The sequence below is a fragment of the Rhodobacter capsulatus genome (assembly GCF_003254295.1).
Lineage (GTDB): Bacteria > Pseudomonadota > Alphaproteobacteria > Rhodobacterales > Rhodobacteraceae > Rhodobacter > Rhodobacter capsulatus.
On sequence record NZ_QKZO01000004.1, the window covers coordinates 334,713 to 351,759 of the forward strand.

At 65.2% G+C, this 17,047-nt stretch carries 17 protein-coding genes and 1 rRNA gene; 13 read left to right on the top strand and 5 right to left on the bottom strand.

From position 1 onward, the window contains the following. The first annotated feature begins 33 nt into the window (after positions 1–33). The 3 genes from LY44_RS08090 to LY44_RS08100 all read left to right on the top strand — a co-directional run bounded on the left by LY44_RS08090 (position 34) and on the right by LY44_RS08100 (position 1,620). The gene (locus tag LY44_RS08090) at positions 34–669 is read left to right on the top strand and encodes a thermonuclease family protein (RefSeq protein ID WP_055213374.1); all 636 of its coding nucleotides are present in this window, start codon (positions 34–36) and stop codon (positions 667–669) included. A gap of 80 nt (positions 670–749) precedes the next feature. Beyond that, entirely contained in the window at positions 750–1,304 is a 555-nt protein-coding gene (locus tag LY44_RS08095) for a DUF1003 domain-containing protein (RefSeq protein ID WP_055213373.1), read from the top strand. Positions 1,305–1,380: 76 nt separating this feature from the next. Then, the gene (locus tag LY44_RS08100) at positions 1,381–1,620 is read left to right on the top strand and encodes a YdcH family protein (protein ID WP_055213372.1); all 240 of its coding nucleotides are present in this window, start codon (positions 1,381–1,383) and stop codon (positions 1,618–1,620) included. Between the two features lie 75 nt (positions 1,621–1,695). Here LY44_RS08100 and LY44_RS08105 read toward each other — a convergent pair whose 3' ends face one another. After that, positions 1,696–3,093, bottom strand: coding sequence for a helix-turn-helix domain-containing protein (locus LY44_RS08105; RefSeq protein ID WP_055213370.1), 1,398 nt, complete (start codon positions 3,091–3,093; stop codon positions 1,696–1,698). 113 nt (positions 3,094–3,206) lie between these two features. Here LY44_RS08105 and LY44_RS08110 point away from each other — a divergent pair, with 113 nt between their 5' ends. Beyond that, positions 3,207–3,767: a hypothetical protein gene (locus tag LY44_RS08110; protein ID WP_055213369.1), complete on the top strand. Its 561-nt coding sequence runs from the start codon at positions 3,207–3,209 to the stop codon at positions 3,765–3,767. Here the strand turns inward: LY44_RS08110 and LY44_RS08115 are convergent. Both LY44_RS08115 and LY44_RS08125 read right to left on the bottom strand, forming a co-directional pair. Then, entirely contained in the window at positions 3,761–4,945 is a 1,185-nt protein-coding gene (locus LY44_RS08115) for a multidrug effflux MFS transporter (RefSeq protein WP_055213368.1), read from the bottom strand. The genes LY44_RS08110 and LY44_RS08115 overlap by 7 nt on opposite strands. Before the next feature lie 290 nt (positions 4,946–5,235). Next, entirely contained in the window at positions 5,236–5,586 is a 351-nt protein-coding gene (locus tag LY44_RS08125) for a DMT family protein (protein WP_013066649.1), read from the bottom strand. A 176-nt stretch (positions 5,587–5,762) separates the two neighbouring features. On the opposite strand from LY44_RS08125, the gene LY44_RS08130 reads away from it, so the two are divergent. From LY44_RS08130 to scpA, 6 genes are all read left to right on the top strand, one after another. Then, on the top strand, positions 5,763–7,295 hold the full coding sequence (locus tag LY44_RS08130) for an acyl-CoA carboxylase subunit beta (protein ID WP_055213366.1): 1,533 nt from the start codon (positions 5,763–5,765) through the stop codon (positions 7,293–7,295). A gap of 10 nt (positions 7,296–7,305) precedes the next feature. Continuing rightward, a complete protein-coding gene (locus LY44_RS08135; protein WP_055213364.1) occupies positions 7,306–7,845 on the top strand; it encodes a DUF6497 family protein in 540 nt (179 codons plus the stop codon). Positions 7,846–8,272: 427 nt separating this feature from the next. Further along, the gene (locus LY44_RS08140) at positions 8,273–8,671 is read left to right on the top strand and encodes a hypothetical protein (protein ID WP_055213362.1); all 399 of its coding nucleotides are present in this window, start codon (positions 8,273–8,275) and stop codon (positions 8,669–8,671) included. 337 nt (positions 8,672–9,008) lie between these two features. Beyond that, complete coding sequence (locus tag LY44_RS08145; RefSeq protein ID WP_055213360.1) at positions 9,009–9,221, top strand: hypothetical protein; 213 nt, start codon at positions 9,009–9,011, stop codon at positions 9,219–9,221. A 153-nt stretch (positions 9,222–9,374) separates the two neighbouring features. After that, a complete protein-coding gene (locus tag LY44_RS08150; RefSeq protein ID WP_055213358.1) occupies positions 9,375–11,378 on the top strand; it encodes an acetyl-CoA carboxylase biotin carboxylase subunit in 2,004 nt (667 codons plus the stop codon). 89 nt (positions 11,379–11,467) lie between these two features. Next, entirely contained in the window at positions 11,468–13,597 is a 2,130-nt protein-coding gene (scpA, locus tag LY44_RS08155) for a methylmalonyl-CoA mutase (protein WP_055213357.1), read from the top strand. A gap of 121 nt (positions 13,598–13,718) precedes the next feature. Here the strand turns inward: scpA and bfr are convergent, their stop codons facing one another. Next, the gene (gene bfr, locus LY44_RS08160; protein WP_055213355.1) at positions 13,719–14,204 is read right to left on the bottom strand and encodes a bacterioferritin; all 486 of its coding nucleotides are present in this window, start codon (positions 14,202–14,204) and stop codon (positions 13,719–13,721) included. A 21-nt stretch (positions 14,205–14,225) separates the two neighbouring features. Beyond that, on the bottom strand, positions 14,226–14,468 hold the full coding sequence (locus tag LY44_RS08165; RefSeq protein ID WP_055213353.1) for a (2Fe-2S)-binding protein: 243 nt from the start codon (positions 14,466–14,468) through the stop codon (positions 14,226–14,228). On the opposite strand from LY44_RS08165, the gene LY44_RS08170 reads away from it, so the two are divergent. The 3 genes from LY44_RS08170 to LY44_RS08180 all read left to right on the top strand — a co-directional run. Beyond that, positions 14,467–15,333, top strand: coding sequence for a phosphatidylserine decarboxylase (locus tag LY44_RS08170; protein WP_269082701.1), 867 nt, complete (start codon positions 14,467–14,469; stop codon positions 15,331–15,333). The two genes, LY44_RS08165 and LY44_RS08170, sit on opposite strands and share 2 nt — an antisense overlap. A 1-nt stretch (position 15,334) precedes the next feature. Next, positions 15,335–16,072 carry a CDP-diacylglycerol--serine O-phosphatidyltransferase gene (gene pssA, locus LY44_RS08175; RefSeq protein WP_055213350.1) on the top strand — a complete coding sequence of 246 codons (738 nt, stop codon included), beginning with the start codon at positions 15,335–15,337 and terminating at the stop codon, positions 16,070–16,072. 705 nt (positions 16,073–16,777) lie between these two features. Beyond that, a 16S ribosomal RNA gene (locus LY44_RS08180) occupies positions 16,778–17,047 on the top strand; the annotation flags it as partial.

Consider the following 17,047-nt stretch of genomic DNA (forward strand, 5'->3'; position numbering starts at 1 on the left):
TGCGTTCGCGTTACGTTCTGCTAACGTCCGCGCGTGGTGAAGTGGGTTCTGATCGGGCTTGTGCTGGCGCTGCCGGCGCAGGCCGAAATGCTGCAGGGGCGGGCGCGGGTGGTCGATGGCGATACGCTGGCGATCGGCGCGCAAAAGGTGCGTTTGTTCGGGATCGACGCGCCAGAACATGATCAGCTGTGCAAGGATGCGCAGGGGCAGGACTGGCCCTGCGGGCAGGCGGCGCGGGATCGGCTTGCCGTGCTGGCCGCGGGCACCGTGCGCTGCGCGGGCGGGGATCGTGACCGCTACGACCGGCTTCTGGCGGTCTGCAGCGCGGGCGGGCGCGATCTGAACGCGGTGCTGGTGGCCGAGGGGATGGCCGAGGCCTACCGCAAATATGCCCGCGACTACATTCCCGAGGAGACGCAGGCGCGCGCGTCGCGTCGCGGCATCTGGGCCGGGCCGCATCTGGCGCCCGAGGCGGCGCGGCGCGGCCCGGTGCAAAACCCGCCCGGGGCCTGCCGGATCAAGGGCAACATCTCGAAAAAGGGGCAGATCTTCCATCTGCCCGGTTCGCGTGATTACGACCGCACCCGGATCGACCCGACAAAGGGCGAGCGCTGGTTTTGCACCGAGGCCGAGGCGCTGGCGGCGGGCTGGCGGCCGATGGGCAGCTGATCGCGCCCCCCTCTCACGTGCTCGTCGGTGGACATCCGGCCCGCCCCGTCGCAGCATCGCCAAAACGGCAGGGGAGACATATGGACGCCAAGCTTCGCATCCTTTCCGAACGGCTTTTGTGCAAGAAATTCGAGGAGTTGAACGAACGCGACCGGCGCGTGCTGCGCCATGTCGCCGAACATGGCACGGTGGCGCGCGATCTGAGCCAGCCCGAGGCCGGTCTGGGCGCGCGTGTCGCCGACCGGGTCGCGGCCTTTGGCGGATCCTGGGCCTTCATCGGGATTTTCGCGCTGGTCCTGCTGGGCTGGGTGGCGCTGAACACGGTGATTCTGGTCACCGCCGTCGACCCCTATCCCTTTGTTTTCCTGAACCTGATCCTGTCGATGCTGGCGGCGGTGCAGGCCCCCGTGATCATGATGAGCCAGAACCGGCAGGCGGAAAAGGACCGGCTGGCGGCCGCGCATGATTACGAGGTGAACCTGAAGGCGGAAATCGAGATCATGCGGCTGCATGAAAAGCTGGATGACTTGCGGATGGTGGCGCTGGAGGGGCGGTTCGCGGCGCTGGACGCGCAGCTTGACGCGATTGCGGCGGCGGTGGGGGCCGAGAAGGGCGCGGACCGGGCGGCGACTTGACACGGGTCAAGGTGGCGCAAGCGCTTCGGGGCTAGGCTTGAGTCGTGAGAAATGAAGATCAAAAAGGAAAAGCCCCATGTCGAACACCCCGCATACCCTGTCCGAGGAATTCCCGTTCGAGATGGAAAAGCTGCATGCTTTGAAGGTCTCCAACGCCCATTTTGCCAGGCTTCTGGAAGAATACGACGCGGTGAACGACAAGGTTCACCGGGCCGAAACCAATGTCGAACCGGTCGAACATTTCGCCGAAGTGGATCTGCGCAAGCAACGCGCGCATATCAAGGACGAAATCGCCCATATGCTGCACCATTCCTGACGACCTCCACAGACTGATCGACAAGCCTCGGTTTTCCGGGGCTTTTCGATGTTTGCGGGGCAGGTCGGGGGCGGCTCAGGCGATGTCGTAGGGCAGCATGCCGCGGCGGTTCGGATCGACGCGCAGCCGCCGTTCCAGCGGCGGCACCGAGCGCTGGTGGCAGTCCTTGCGCTCGCAGATCCGGCAGGAAATCCCGATCGGCTGATAGGCGCGCGGATTGCCCAGTTCCATGTCGTCGGCATAGACCAGACCGCGGGCATGGCTGACCTCGCAGCCCAGACAGATCGCATAGCGCCGCACCGGGGCGGTGAAGCTGCCGCCGGTTTTCGACACGTCGCGGGCGAGGCACAGATAGCGCACCCCATCCGGCGTCTCGGCCAGTTGGCGCAGGAATTTCGTCGGCGTTTCAAAGGCCTGATGCACGTTCCACAGCGGGCAGGCGCCGCCGAAGCGGGCGAATTGCAGCCGCGTCGCGGAATGGCGCTTGGTGATCGTGCCGGCCTGATCGACGCGGACGAAGAAGAAGGGGATGCCCTTGGCGCCCGGGCGTTGCAGCGTCGAGAGCCGATGCGCCACCTGCTCGATGCTGGCGCCGAAAGCATCGGCGAGCCGCTCCAGATCGTGGCGGGTTTCCTGCGCTGCATCCAGAAAGGCGCGATAGGGAAGCAGCGCGGCGCCCGCGAAGTAATTCGCCAGACCGATTTTCGCGATCGCCCGCGAGGTCTCGGATTGAAACCGCGCCAGATCGAGCGTGGCTTCCAGAAGCTCGTTCTGGGTGATCAGCGCGACCTGATGCAGCAGTTGAAACGCCTGCGTCGAGCGGCTGGCATGGGCGGAGATCAGGATGCGGTCGCCCTCGCGGGCGCGCAGCTCGGAAATGTTCGAAAACTGCACGTCGACGCCACGGGCGCGCAGGGCGTCGGTGGCCCTTGTGATCGGGTCCAACCTCTTGCCATCCGGGCAGGAAAACCGCTCGGCGGCGCGATCGACGGCGTCGATGTAATTGTCGCAATAGTGAAAGAAGTCGCGGACCTCTTCCCAGGGCGAAACCACCGTCTGCGCGCCTTCGCGGCCCAGAGCCTCGTCGAGCGAGGCCAGCCGTTCATGCGCCTGTCTGTAGGCGCGGTGCAGTTCCAGAAACGCCCGCGCCAGCGCGGGGGCATTCGAGGCCGCCAGCCGCAGATCGGCGAGTGGCGGCGTGCCGCCATCGGCAAAGACCGGATCCGCCATCGCCTCGCGCATGTCGGAGACCAGCCGTTCCGCATCGCCCGCCGAAAGCTCGGTCACATCGAGCCCGAACTCGCCCGCCAGCGCCAGCACCACCGCCGCCGAAACCGGACGATGGTTGTTCTCCATCTGGTTCAGATAGGGCAGCGAGACGCCGAGCCGGTCGGCAAAGGCCTTTTGCGTCAGACCCAGACGCGCCCGGGTCTCGCGCAGCTTCACACCGGCATAAAGTTTCTGCGTGGCCATGGCGTCCTCCGCTTTGCAAAGGTCTCGTATCCTTTGCAAAGGGTGGGTGCAAGGGGAGGTTGCATCGCGGCGACAAAGCGTCTTAGCTGGTGTCGGGCCGTGTCGGAGGGGATATGCGCGTTTTGCGGGGGGTGATCGTGCTGGCTTTGCTTGGCTGCGCCCCGGTGCCGCCCGACATCACCGCGGCCGAGGCGGCGCGGATCGCGGCGCCCGACCCGGCGCTGGCGGCGCAGATCGCCCGGTTGCTGCCCGCCTTGCGCGCCGAGGAACGGGCGCGCGATGCCCGGGCGCTGGCCGAGGGGCGGGGGCTGAGCCCGGCCGAGCAGGAGATCGCCCGCAGGGTTGGTGTGCAACAGCCGGAAAAGGTGCGGCTTCTGGCGCTGCCGAAGATCCCGCCGATGGCCGACCCGGCGCTGGCGCGGCTGTTCCGGGTCGAGCGCGCCTGGGGGCTGACGACGGGCTACGGCATCACCGTGACGCAGCAGCCGGTGCCCGACTGGCTTTTGGCGCATGAGCTGGTGCATGTGGCGCAATACGAGCGGCTGGGGGCGGGGCCGATGCTGCGCCGCACGCTGACCGAGGTGCTGGTCTTGCCGGGCAATCTGATCCCGATCGAGCGCGAGGCGATCGCGCGGGGCAACACCGTCGCGACATCGCCCGCCTATGGCTATTGAGGCCGCCGCATCACCCAAAGGATCGCCGCGACCGAGAGCGCCGAAGAGCCGAACATCACCCACAGAAGCCGGGCCACCTCGACCTCGGCGCCAAGGAAGGTCGCGGTCAGGCTGGCCAGAACCGCACCGGTGCCGATCGTCATCGTTGCCCCAAGCCCCGAGGCGGTGCCCGCCAGATCGGCCCGCACCGACATCAGCCCGGCATTGGCCGAGGGCAGGCTGAGGCCGTTGCCGATCCCGGTCACGCCGACGATGGTGAAAAAGGTGATCGGGCCCAGCACGCCCGCGGCCTTGGCGATCAGCGCCACGGCGATGGCGGCGGTGGCGAGGGTCGTGCCCCAAAGCACCATCCGATCCATGCCTAGATGCAGCGAAAACCGCCCCGAGATCCAGTTGCCGATCAGATAGCCAAGGGACGGCAGGGCGAAGAAATAGCCGACCTCGACCGGGGACAGGCCAAAGGCCTGCTCGCCCACCAGCGCCGCGCCGCCCAGATAGGCGTAGAACAGCCCGGCGGAGGCGGCGGCCGACAGCGCATAGCCCCAGAACCGGGGCGAGCGCAGCAGGATCGGATAGGCCCGCATCTGCGCTCCAAAGCCAAGCCCGCCACCCGAGACGGTCTCGCCCATGTCGGCCCAGACCAGCGCGAAGAGAAGCGCCCCGGAGGCGGCCAGCACGGCCAGGTTCGCCTGCCAGCCGAAAAGCCCGTCCAGCACCCCGCCCACCGCAGGCCCGATCATCGGCACCAGCGACATCCCCATGGTGACATAGCCGATCATCGAGGCGGCACCGGGGCCGGGCACCATGTCGCGCACGGCGGCGCGGGCCAGCACGAAGGCGGTGGCGACGACCGCCTGCACGAAGCGCGCGGCCAGGAAGGCCTCGGCATTGGGCGCAAACAGCGCCACGACCGAGGCGAGGGTGAAGATCGCCACCACCCAAAGCAGCACCGGGCGGCGGCCGTAGCGGTCGGAAATCGGCCCGATGACGAATTGCGCGACGGCGGAAGCCGCCAGATAGGCGGAAACCGCCAGCTGCATCAGCCCGTAATCGACGCCGAAATGCCGCGCCATCCCGGGCAGCGAGGGCAGGAAGATGTTGAGGCTGAGCGCCGCCACGCCGGTGGCGAGCACGAGGGTGACGATATGCGGGGGCGTGTTGCGGTTCAGGAAAGCCATGCGAGGCCGCTAGGCCGCGCGCGTCATTTTGTCCATCGGGTAAAATGTATGCGTCACAAGATCGGGGCGGGTCGGGCGGAACAGGAAACGCGATCCGCGTTTCCCCGCCCGTTGCGATTCCGCATTTTGCAAGACCGCCTGATCTGGGTGCGACAGAGGGCGGCGCCTGCCCCGGCGGGCGAGAAGCGCCCGCCAGGGGCGGGGCGGGCGCTGCCCGAGGGCCTTTGGGCCCTCGGTCGTCTTGGGGCCGCCGTTCCGGGGGACCTCGGCGATGGCCTCGGTCAAACCCCTCAGCCCTTGTTCGAAAAGATCAGCGCCGCCCCGGCGATGATCAGGGCGAATCCGCCCAGGGTCCGCCAGGTCGGCGGCTCGCCCAGCCACCAGGTGTTGAAGCCGACAAAGACGGTGAGCGAGATCACCTCCTGCATCACTTTCAGTTGCGCCGCCGACATCGTGCCGTAGCCGATGCGGTTGGCGGGCACCATCAGGCAATATTCGAAAAACGCGATGCCCCAGGAAATCCCGATCGCCACCAGCATCGGCGCCGATTTGAAGCGCAGATGCCCGTACCAGGCGAAGGTCATGAAGACATTCGAGGCGGTCAGCAAAAGAAAGGTGACGAGGGGCGCGGGCAGGGTCATGATCGGCTCCGAAACGGCTGTGCCCTCCTAGCGCGCCGGGTCCGTCGACTCCAGTCTATTTGCAATATCGCAATTCGCAATTGGTGGCCTGAGAATTATTTGCAAATTTTCCCGAATCCGCTTGGTAACAATCTTTCGCTCCGATAGGTTGCGCGGAAATTCTCGGAGGGGACCCCATGAAAGACATCCTGAGCGAGCTGGAAAGCCGGCGTGCGGCGGCGCGGCTTGGCGGCGGCGAGCGGCGCATCGAGGCCCAGCACAAGAAGGGCAAGCTGACGGCGCGCGAACGCATCGAACTGCTTCTGGACGAGGGCTCGTTCGAGGAATTCGACATGTTCAAGGCGCATCGCTGCGTCGATTTCGGCATGGAAGCGGAGCATATCTCGGGCGATGGCGTCGTCACCGGCTGGGGCACGGTGAACGGCCGCATGGTCTATGTGTTCAGCCAGGATTTCACCGTCTTCGGCGGTTCGCTCTCTGAAACCCATGCCGAGAAGATCTGCAAGATCATGGACATGGCGATGCAGAACGGCGCCCCGGTGATCGGGATGAACGATTCGGGCGGCGCGCGGATCCAGGAGGGCGTCGCCTCGCTCGCCGGTTATGCCGAGGTGTTCCAACGCAACATCATGGCCTCGGGCGTGGTGCCGCAGATCAGCCTGATCATGGGGCCCTGTGCCGGGGGCGCGGTCTATTCGCCCGCGATGACCGACTTCATCTTCATGGTGAAGGACAGCTCCTACATGTTCGTGACCGGCCCCGACGTGGTCAAAACCGTGACGAACGAGATCGTCACCGCCGAGGAACTGGGCGGCGCTTCGACCCACACGAAAAAATCCTCGGTCGCGGACGGCGCCTATGAGAACGACGTGGAAGCCATCGCGGAAACCCGCCGCCTGATCGACTTCCTGCCGCTGTCGAACCGCGAAAAGGCCCCCGTGCGGCCCTTCTTCGACGAGGTCAACCGGATCGAGGAAAGCCTCGATACGCTGATCCCGGCCAACCCCAACATGCCCTATGACATGAAGGAGTTGATCACGAAGATCGCCGACGAGGGCGATTTCTTCGAGATTCAAAAGGATTACGCCGGCAACATCATCACCGGCTTCATCCGCATCGAGGGCCAGACCGTGGGCATCGTCGCGAACCAGCCGATGGTTCTGGCGGGCTGCCTTGACATCGACAGTAGCCGCAAGGCCGCGCGCTTCGTGCGCTTTTGCGACGCGTTCGAGATCCCGATCCTGACGCTGGTGGACGTGCCCGGCTTCCTGCCCGGCACCGGCCAGGAATATGGCGGCGTGATCAAGCACGGCGCGAAGCTTCTGTTCGCTTACGGCGAAGCGACCGTGCCGAAAGTCACCGTGATCACCCGCAAGGCTTACGGCGGCGCCTATGACGTGATGGCGTCAAAACACCTGCGCGGCGATTTCAACTATGCCTGGCCCACCGCCGAAATCGCGGTCATGGGCGCCAAGGGCGCGACCGAGATCCTTTACCGTTCCGAACTGGGCGACAAGGACAAGATCGCGGCGCGCACCAAGGACTATGAAGACCGTTTCGCCAACCCCTTCGTGGCGGCCGAGCGTGGCTTCATCGACGAGGTGATCAAACCCTCGTCTACCCGTCGTCGGGTGGCCCGTGCTTTTGCGAGCCTGCGCTCGAAGAAGCTGGCCAACCCGTGGAAGAAACACGACAACATTCCGCTCTGAGGGGCGCGGAATGCTTCGTGGGGCCGGGCAGGCGCGCACAGCCTTGCGGGGGGCGATCGCGGTCGTCCTCGCTGTGACGGCGCTTGCCCGGCCCATCTTCGCCCAGGAAGACGCGGCGCTCGAGGCGGATCTGATCCCGCCGATGCCCGCGCAGACCGGGGCGGAAACGGCTTTCGGGCCGGTGCAGGAAACCGGGCCCCTGCCCGTGCCCTCGGGGCCGCCGATCGCGGTGCCTTCGGGGATTGATCTGCGCTGGCTGGAGACCCGGATGGACGCGGCCGGTCCGCTGGGGCTGACGCTGCGCCTGCGCTTTGTCGCGCCGGAGGTGGCCGGGGCGGGCTATGGCCCGGACAGGGCCTCGGCCGACCTGCAGGCGCTGTGCGACGGCTTCGCGCTGGCGCATCTGCCCAAGGACGGGCCGCAGCCTGCCGGGCTGGTGCTGGATCTGGCCGACCGCGTGGTGCCCTTCGGGGCATCGGACGACACAGCCGTGCAATTCTTCGAGGCCTATTCCATCGCCGATGGGGCCTGTCACTGGGAGCTTTTCTGATGGCGACGCCGCGCAAGGACACCAAGGGTTGGGGGGAAGCTACGGCTTGCCCGAAACTTTTGTGTTCACGCGCTTTTCGCTTCATCCCCCTTGACGGCCGGGGTAAGTTGACGCGCGACCGGAATCAGCCGGTCCGAACAATGACAGACAAGGACCGGACGGGCGGGGCATTCTGCCCGCACCAAGGTCCTGACAGGAGATACCCATGTCGAACAAAGTCCTCTTCGCCCTCGTCGCGATCGCTTTCGTGGCCGCTTGCGCGCCCAAGACCGAGCCGGTGGCTCCGGTCACCGTCGAACCGGTGCAAACCGGCAAATACAAGTAATCGGTTTCGGGGGCAGGGCAGGCCCCATGCCCCCGGCCTGCCCGTTCCGCGCTTGCGCGGGACGGGTCTGATGTGCGACCCCGCGCTGGAAAGGGGCACATCATGCTGAAACACCGTGGCTTCCCGGGGCGTCTTCCCGGGTCCGATTTCCAGTTCACCATCCGTCGCGCCAATGCCAAGAAGGGCGCCACCAAGATCGTCCGCCGCGAGCGCTACAAGGATCGGGCCGCCCCCGACCGTCGCGCCGATGCGGGGTTCATGGCGGCCCTGTGGAACCATTTTGGCGAAGAGCCCTTCGAGCGGGGCAATCTGGATGCCGGGCGGCTGTCCTGGCTGATCGGCCGCGAGGTCGTCTGGGCCAGCGAACCCGCAGATCCCTGCAGCTACGAGCAGCTTTTGCGCATCGACCGCAAGCGCGCCGAGGCCAGCTTCCCCGAGGTTTTCGCCGATCCCGACGCCTTTGCCTGGGACGAGGAAGAGCCGGAGGACGACTGGGAATGACCGGGGTCCGGACGGCATATCGGCAGAAAATCGCCGATCTTGGCGGGGCTTTCGCGCCCGCCTCTGGCAATGCGGCATCGGCGCCCCATATCGGGATGCAGATGGCGTGTTTCGAAGCCGCGCCGTCCAACCTCCATGTTAGTGTCTTGGGGTCGCGGCCCGGCGTTTTCGTCGGGCCGCGCCTTTGCGCCCCGGCCCCTGCCGGTGCGCGGCCCGATGGGCAAAGCCTTGCCGATGCGGCCCGCCTTTGTCCCTCGGATCGGAACTATCCGTTGTGCTGGCGCGTTTCTGCGCTAGATTCGGGGGTAATCATAACCCCTGTCGGAGGCAGACACTCATGCGCAGCACTTCCCTTCTTCTCGCTCTCGTGGCGGCTTCGGCGCTGGCCGGCTGCATGGAAACCCAGGGCCAGCGCGCCCTTGCCGGCGGCGCGGCCGGGGCGATCATCGCCGATGCGGCCGACCAGAACATGGTTGCCGGGGCGGCGCTTGGCGCGCTGGCCGGTGGTGCCAGCTGCAACGCCGGCATCGGCGGTCCCTGCTACCGCTGATCGCACGATCATCCACCCGCCCGCGCGGGTCGCAAACTCATGCCGCCATCGAGGGTTCCCCCCTCGGTGGCGTTTCGTTTCGCCCGCCATGACGGCACATGACATCACGAAAGGGGGCGCGGGCCAATCCGCGCCCGGAGGAAGGGACTGACCATGTTCAAGAAAATCCTGATCGCCAACCGCGGCGAGATCGCCTGCCGCGTCATCAAATCGGCGCGCAAGATGGGCATCAAGACGGTGGCCGTCTATTCCGACGCCGATAGCGGGGCGCTGCATGTGAAGATGGCGGACGAGGCCGTCCACATCGGCCCGCCGCCCGCGAACCAGTCCTATATCGTGATCGACAAGATCATGGAGGCGATCCGCCAGACCGGCGCCGAAGCCGTGCACCCGGGCTATGGCTTCCTGTCGGAACGGCGCGACTTCGCCGCCGCGCTGGAAGCCGAAGGCGTGATCTTTGTCGGACCGCCGTCGCCCGCGATCGAGGCGATGGGCGACAAGATCACCTCGAAGAAACTGGCGCAGGAAGCCGGGGTTTCGACCGTTCCGGGCTACATGGGCCTGATCGCCGATGCCGACGAAGCGGTGAAGATCTCCGATCAGATCGGCTATCCGGTGATGATCAAGGCCTCGGCGGGCGGCGGCGGCAAGGGCATGCGGATTGCCTGGAACGCCGAGGAAGCGCGCGAGGGCTTCCAGTCCTCGAAGAACGAAGCCGCGGCAAGCTTTGGCGATGACCGCATCTTCATCGAGAAATTCGTGACGCAACCGCGCCACATCGAAATTCAGGTGCTGGCCGACCAGCACGGCAATTGCGTCTATCTGAACGAGCGCGAATGCTCGATCCAGCGCCGCAACCAGAAGGTCATCGAAGAGGCGCCCTCGCCCTTCCTCGACCCCGCCACCCGCAAGGCGATGGGCGAACAGGCCTGCGCCCTTGCCAAGGCGGTGGGCTACACCAGCGCGGGCACGGTCGAATTCATCGTCGACGGCAACCGCAACTTCTACTTCCTCGAGATGAACACCCGTCTGCAGGTGGAACATCCGGTGACCGAACTGATCACTGGCATCGACCTTGTCGAGATGATGATCCGCGTCGCCGCAGGCGAACCGCTGCCCTTCAAGCAGGAAGATATCGGCATCAACGGCTGGGCGATGGAAAGCCGCCTTTACGCCGAGGATCCCTATCGCAACTTCCTGCCCTCGATCGGGCGGCTGACGAAATACCAGCCGCCGGTCGAAGGCCCGACCGCCTCGGGCGGGATCGTGCGCAACGACACCGGCGTCTTCGAGGGCGGCGAGATCTCGATGTATTACGACCCGATGATCGCGAAACTTTGCACCTGGGGCCCGACCCGCGAAGCCGCGATCGAGGAAATGCGGCTGGCGCTGGACACGTTCGAGGTCGAGGGCATCGGTCACAACCTGCCGTTCTGCGCCGCGGTGATGGATCACGACCGCTTCGTCGAGGGCTCGATCACCACGGCCTTCATCGCCGAGGAATATCCCGAGGGCTTTCAGGGCGTCCGGCTGGGCGATGTCATGCTCAAGCGCGTCGCCGCCGCCACCGCCGCGATGAACCGCGTCGCGGAAATCCGCCGCACCAAGATTTCGGGCACGCTCGGCAATCACGAGCGCCGGGTCGGCGATGACTGGGTGGTCAGCCTGCAGGGCGAAAGCTTCGCGCTGAAGATCGCCGCCGACAAGGCGGGTTCGACCGTGACCTTTGCCGATGGCACCGGCCTGCGCGTCGAAAGCGACTGGACGCCCGGCAAGTCGCTGGCGAAGCTGACGGTGGGTGGCGAGCCCCTGGTGCTGAAGGTCGGCAAGATCCCGATGGGCTTCCGTATCCGGGTGCGCGGCGCCGATCTGAAGGTGCATGTCCGCACCCCGCGCCAGCATGATCTGGCGGCGCTGATGCCGGAAAAACTGCCGCCGGACACCTCGAAATTCCTGCTTTGCCCGATGCCCGGCCTGATCGTGAAGATCTCGGTCGAGGAGAGGCAGGAAGTGCAGGAAGGTCAGGCGCTGGCCACGGTCGAGGCGATGAAGATGGAAAACATCCTCAAGGCCGAGCGCAAGGGCGTGGTGAAAAAGATCAACTGCGCGGCCGGTGCCTCGCTGAAGGTCGATGACATCATCATGGAATTCGAATGAGGCCGGGGCTTTCCCCGTCTGAGAACTGAACGGACCGGCCGGGAGGGGGGCGCCCCCCCGGCCTTCGCCCCCCGAAACGAGGCTCGCACATGACCGACAAAATCGATGGCTGGCGCAAGCTGGCCGAAAAGGAACTCAAGGGCCGCACGCCCGAGAGCCTGACCTGGAACACGCTCGAAGGCATCGCGGTCAAACCGCTTTACACCGAGGCAGACACCGCGGATCTGCCGCATATGGGCACGCTGCCGGGCATCGCCCCCTTCACCCGCGGCGTGCGGGCGACGATGTATGCGGGCCGTCCCTGGACGATCCGGCAATATGCGGGCTTCTCGACGGCGGAAGAAAGCAACGCCTTTTACCGCAAGGCGCTGGCGGCGGGGCAACAGGGCGTCTCGGTCGCTTTCGACCTGGCGACCCACCGCGGCTATGATTCGGATCACCCGCGCGTCGTCGGCGATGTCGGCAAGGCCGGCGTGGCGATCGATTCGGTCGAGGACATGAAGATCCTGTTCGACGGCATCCCGCTCGAAAAGGTCTCGGTCTCGATGACGATGAACGGCGCGGTGATCCCGATCCTGGCGAATTTCATCGTCACGGGCGAGGAACAGGGTGTGGATCGCAGCCTGCTGTCGGGCACGATCCAGAACGACATCCTGAAAGAATTCATGGTCCGCAACACCTATATCTATCCGCCCGAACCCTCGATGCGGCTGATTGCGGACATCATCGAATACACCTCGAAAGAGATGCCGAAGTTCAACTCGATCTCGATTTCCGGCTATCACATGCAGGAAGCGGGCGCGAACCTGGTGCAGGAGCTGGCCTATACGCTGGCCGACGGGCGCGAATATGTGCGTGCGGCGCTGGCGCGGGGGATGAACGTCGATGATTTCGCCGGGCGTCTGTCGTTCTTCTTTGCCATCGGCATGAACTTCTTCATGGAAGCGGCGAAGCTGCGGGCGGCGCGGCTTCTGTGGCACCGGATCATGTCGGAATTCGAGCCGAAGAAACCGGGTTCCCTGATGCTGCGGACGCACTGCCAGACCTCGGGCGTGTCGTTGCAGGAACAAGACCCCTACAACAACGTCATCCGCACGGCCTACGAGGCGATGTCGGCGGCGCTGGGCGGCACGCAGTCGCTGCACACCAACGCGCTCGATGAGGCGATCGCGCTGCCGACCGAGTTTTCGGCCCGGATTGCGCGGAACACCCAGATCATCCTGCAGGAGGAAACCGGCGTCACCAAGGTCGTCGATCCGCTGGCGGGCAGCTATTATGTCGAGGCGCTGACGGCGGAGCTGGCTGACAAGGCCTGGGCGCTGATCGAGGAAGTCGAGGCGATGGGCGGCATGACCAAGGCCGTGGCCACCGGCATGCCGAAGCTGCGCATCGAGGAATCGGCGGCGCGGCGGCAGGCGGCGATCGACCGCGGCGAGGATGTGATCGTTGGCGTGAACAAGTATCGTCTGGCCAAGGAAGACCCGATCGACATTCTCGACATCGACAACGTGGCGGTGCGCGAAAGCCAGATCGCCCGGCTGACGCAGATGCGCGCGACCCGCGACGAAGCCAAATGTCAGGCCGCTCTGGCCGAAATCACCCGGCGCGCGAAAGAGGGGGGCAACCTTCTGGACGCCGCCGTCGATGCGGCCCGGGCCCGGGCCTCGGTGGGGGAGATCTCGATGGCGATGGAAGAAATCTTTGGCCGCCACCGCGCCGAGGTGAAGACGCTCGCGGGGGTTTATGGCGCGGCCTACGAGGGCGATGCGGGCTTTGCGCAGATCCAGGCCGATGTGAACGCCTTTGCCGAGGCCGAGGGGCGGCGTCCGCGGATGCTGGTCGTGAAGATGGGGCAGGACGGTCACGACCGCGGCGCCAAGGTGATCGCGACGGCTTTCGCCGATATCGGCTTTGACGTCGATGTGGGCACGCTGTTCCAGACCCCCGAGGAAGCGGCGCAGGATGCGGTCGACAACGACGTGCACGTGGTCGGCATTTCCTCGCTGGCCGCCGGGCACAAGACGCTCGCGCCGAAGCTGATCGAGGCGCTGAAGGAAAAGGGCGCCGAGGATATCCTGGTGATCTGCGGCGGCGTGATCCCGCAGCAGGACTATGATTTCCTGAAAGCGGCCGGGGTGAAGGCGATCTTCGGGCCCGGCACCAACATTCCGGCGGCGGCGCGCGAGATCCTGGATCTGATCCGCGCGGCGCGGGGCTGACACCGGGCAGGGGGGCGCTGCCCCCCGCCTTCGGCCCCCCCCGAGATATTTCTGGCAAGATGACTGAAAAGGCGCTCCGCGAGGGGCGCCTTTGACCTTTGCGCGGGGGGTCGGGCGGGGCTTACTCGGCCGCGTCCATCGGCGCGGCATTGAGCAGCGCAAAGCCCTGCGGCCCGAGCCGGTCGTAAAGCGAGATCTGCGTTTCGAGGAAATCGACGTGGCCTTCCTCGTCGGTGATCAGGCTTTCGAAGATGTTCTTCGAGACGATGTCGCCCACCTCGGCGCAGTAATCGCGCGCCTCGCGATACAGTTTCAGCGCGTCATGTTCCGCCGCCAGATCGCATTCGAGCGTCTCGCGCGGGCCTTCGCCGATGCGCAGCGGATCGAGTTTCTGCAGATTCGGATGACCCTCAAGGAACAGGATCCGGGCAATGATCTTGTCGGCATGGCCCATTTCCTCGATCGATTCCTCGCGGCTTTTCTTCGCCATCTTCGCGAGGCCCCAGTCTTCCTGCAGCCGGAAATGCACCCAGTATTGCGAAATCGCGGTCAGTTCCGACCGCAGTGCCGCGTTGAGAAATTCGATGACCTTTGCGTCGCCTTTCATGGCTGCGTCCTTTCCCTGTGGTTACATGCGCAGGTTGCGCAGCTCCGCCGGAACCTGCGCAACATCTGCGGGCACGGCAAGATTGGCATTTTCCTGCATCGTGGCAAGGAAAAGCGGCATGCAGCCGCCACAATCCGCGCGTTTGCCAAGCGCGCGGTAGATCTTGCCCGGGGTGATGAGCGCAAACCGGTCAGAAGCCCGCATCCAGTCAATGGCGGCATGAATGTCGCGATGGGTGATGTGCTGGCAGTGACAGACGATCATGGGGCCTCCGTTGCGAAAATACCTAGCGAAACAGTCGGAAAAGTCAATCCGAGTCTTTTGCTTGGGTAACGGATGGCCCGGAGGTTGCGGCAAGGCGCAGCGGTTTCCTTGCGGCGAAACTTGCGGTAGGAAGCGGCAACGGAAAGACCAAAGAGAAAGGCTCGCCATGTCCGTTTCCATGCTTTCCACTTTCGTCAAGCCGATGCACCCGGAGGGGCGCAAGTTCGTCGCCATCGCGGCGGCGATCACGGTGATGCTGTTTCTGCTGTGGGAGCCGCTGGGCTGGATCGGCACCGGCCTGACGATCTGGGTCTATTATTTCTTCCGCGATCCGCCGCGGGTGACGCCGGTGCGCGAGGGGCTGATGATCTCGCCCGCCGATGGGGTGGTGTCATTGCTGCAACCCGCGGTGCCGCCGGCCGAACTGGGTCTGGGCGAGGCGCCGATGACCCGGGTTTCGGTCTTCATGTCGGTCTTCAACTGCCACGTGAACCGGCTGCCGCTGGCGGGGCGGATCACCAAGGTCGCCTATCACAAGGGGCTGTTCCTGAACGCCTCGCTGGACAAGGCGTCCTTGGACAACGAGCGCAACGGGCTGGCGGTCGAAACCGCGGCGGGGCAGCGTTACGGCGTGGTGCAGATCGCGGGTCTGGTGGCCCGGCGCATCCTGTGCTTCGTCAAGGAGGGCGATCAGCTGGCCACCGGCGACCGCTTCGGGCTGATCCGCTTCGGCTCGCGGCTGGACATCTATCTGCCCGAGGGGGTGCAGCCCTTGGTCTGCATCGGTCAGACGATGATTGCCGGGGAGACGGTGATCGCCGACATGTCCGGGACCGAGGCTGCCCGCACCGGCGAGGTGCGCTGAGATGAGCCTCGAGCCGCAGGACCGCGAAAAGCTGCCGTTCCTTTTCCTTCTGCCCAACCTTGTCACGCTGGCGGGGATGTGCCTCGGCCTGACCGCGATCCGCTTTGCGATGGTGGGCAAGTTCGAGATGGCGGTGACGCTGCTTCTGATCTCGGCGGCGATCGACGGGCTGGACGGTCTGATCGCGCGGCGGCTGAAGGCGACGTCGGAATTCGGCGCGGAACTCGACAGCCTGTCGGATTTCCTGTGCTTTGGCGTCGCGCCCGGGGTGCTCGTCTATCGTTTCGCGATGGGCGAGGGGAATGCGCTCGGCTGGATCTTCGTGCTGATCTACGCCGCCTCGGCCTGTCTGCGGCTGGCCCGGTTCAACGTGACCCGCAGCGAGGATGGCGCGGGCAAGACCCATTTCACCGGCGTTCCGGCGCCTGCGGGGGCGATTTTGGCGCTGCTTCCGATGTTCCTGGCCTTCGAGGGCTGGCTGTCGGGACCGCTGCTGCCGGTCTTTTCGGCGGTCTGGCTGGGGGTGGTCGGCATGCTGATGATCTCGCGGCTGCACACCTTCTCGCCGAAGTCGCTGAAGCTGCGCGGGATCGGCGTCGTCGGGATGCTTTTGGGCACGGTGATGGTGATGGGGCTGATCGTGACGAAGCTCTGGCTGTTCCTGATCGTCGTCGATCTGCTTTATGTGGCGGTGCTGCTGCCCGAGATCTGGCGGGTCCGGGGACGCATCCTGCGCTGAGACGGTGGGAAGAGCTGCGAAAGGCCGGGGATCTTCCCCGGCCTTTTCGATTCCGGTCGGGGGGGGGGGGGGGGGGGGGGGGGGGGCGAGACAGGGAGAGGCGAGTCGGGGGCGCGCGAGTCAGGGGGGGAGCCCCCCGATTCCCGGTTTTTGGCGGAGGCGATTCTAGATCGGCGCCGAAAAATCGCCAGAGAGGCCGCGCAAGGCGGTCGCGCGCCTTCGCATTTCGCCCAAGTTTTCCTCGGAAATTCCGAGCGTAACGAAGAAAAGTGACGGATTTGCGAAAATGCCTCTTGCGGCCCCCCGTCGAGATGCGTAGAAACCTCCTCACCGAAGCGACGGTGGTTGCAGCGGGACGCAAGACGGTGACTGACGAAAGCGAAAGCTGACGAAATGAAACGCATCGCGGGATACACTGAGGTGTGACGGCCTGAAGCGCCCACTGAAAATGGCGGTTCTGGTTTGTTTTTGCCTCTTGCTCTTTGACATTGATGCTATCTGAAGAGATATGTGGGCGGTTTGGTCGTGCAAGCGACTGCGGACCGAGCATGTATCGCACTCTAGGCTTCGGCCGATGATGAGTGTTGTCAGCTTCACTGTTTGGCGTGCTGCTACGGCAGAACGACAAGCAGATGTGACGATCCATGGAGACATGGATCAGATATGTGCAGAGGTTCGCTGTCAAGAACCGCCGCAAGGTGGTTTCAACTTGAGAGTTTGATCCTGGCTCAGAACGAACGCTGGCGGCAGGCCTAACACATGCAAGTCGAGCGAGACCTTCGGGTCTAGCGGCGGACGGGTGAGTAACGCGTGGGAACGTGCCCTTTGCTACGGAATAGCCCCGGGAAACTGGGAGTAATACCGTATGTGCCCTTCGGGGGAAAGATTTATCGGCAAAGGATCGGCCCGCGTTGGATTAGGTAGTTGGTGGGGTAATGGCCTACCAAGCCGACGATCCATAGCTGGTTTGAGAGG

Excerpts from the sequence above, each read along its gene's own strand:
- LY44_RS08095 (WP_055213373.1), top strand. The coding sequence starts at position 750 with ATGGACGCCAAGCTTCGCATCCTTTCCGAACGGCTTTTGTGCAAGAAA.
- pssA (WP_055213350.1), top strand. The coding sequence starts at position 15,335 with ATGAGCCTCGAGCCGCAGGACCGCGAAAAGCTGCCGTTCCTTTTCCTT.
- LY44_RS08100 (WP_055213372.1), top strand. The coding sequence starts at position 1,381 with ATGTCGAACACCCCGCATACCCTGTCCGAGGAATTCCCGTTCGAGATG.
- LY44_RS08110 (WP_055213369.1), top strand. The coding sequence starts at position 3,207 with ATGCGCGTTTTGCGGGGGGTGATCGTGCTGGCTTTGCTTGGCTGCGCC.
- LY44_RS08135 (WP_055213364.1), top strand. The coding sequence starts at position 7,306 with ATGCTTCGTGGGGCCGGGCAGGCGCGCACAGCCTTGCGGGGGGCGATC.
- LY44_RS08105 (WP_055213370.1), bottom strand. The coding sequence starts at position 3,093 with ATGGCCACGCAGAAACTTTATGCCGGTGTGAAGCTGCGCGAGACCCGG.
- bfr (WP_055213355.1), bottom strand. The coding sequence starts at position 14,204 with ATGAAAGGCGACGCAAAGGTCATCGAATTTCTCAACGCGGCACTGCGG.
- LY44_RS08145 (WP_055213360.1), top strand. The coding sequence starts at position 9,009 with ATGCGCAGCACTTCCCTTCTTCTCGCTCTCGTGGCGGCTTCGGCGCTG.
- LY44_RS08140 (WP_055213362.1), top strand. The coding sequence starts at position 8,273 with ATGCTGAAACACCGTGGCTTCCCGGGGCGTCTTCCCGGGTCCGATTTC.
- LY44_RS08130 (WP_055213366.1), top strand. The coding sequence starts at position 5,763 with ATGAAAGACATCCTGAGCGAGCTGGAAAGCCGGCGTGCGGCGGCGCGG.
- LY44_RS08115 (WP_055213368.1), bottom strand. The coding sequence starts at position 4,945 with ATGGCTTTCCTGAACCGCAACACGCCCCCGCATATCGTCACCCTCGTG.
- LY44_RS08170 (WP_269082701.1), top strand. The coding sequence starts at position 14,467 with ATGGGGCCTCCGTTGCGAAAATACCTAGCGAAACAGTCGGAAAAGTCA.
- LY44_RS08150 (WP_055213358.1), top strand. The coding sequence starts at position 9,375 with ATGTTCAAGAAAATCCTGATCGCCAACCGCGGCGAGATCGCCTGCCGC.
- LY44_RS08165 (WP_055213353.1), bottom strand. The coding sequence starts at position 14,468 with ATGATCGTCTGTCACTGCCAGCACATCACCCATCGCGACATTCATGCC.
- LY44_RS08125 (WP_013066649.1), bottom strand. The coding sequence starts at position 5,586 with ATGACCCTGCCCGCGCCCCTCGTCACCTTTCTTTTGCTGACCGCCTCG.
- scpA (WP_055213357.1), top strand. The coding sequence starts at position 11,468 with ATGACCGACAAAATCGATGGCTGGCGCAAGCTGGCCGAAAAGGAACTC.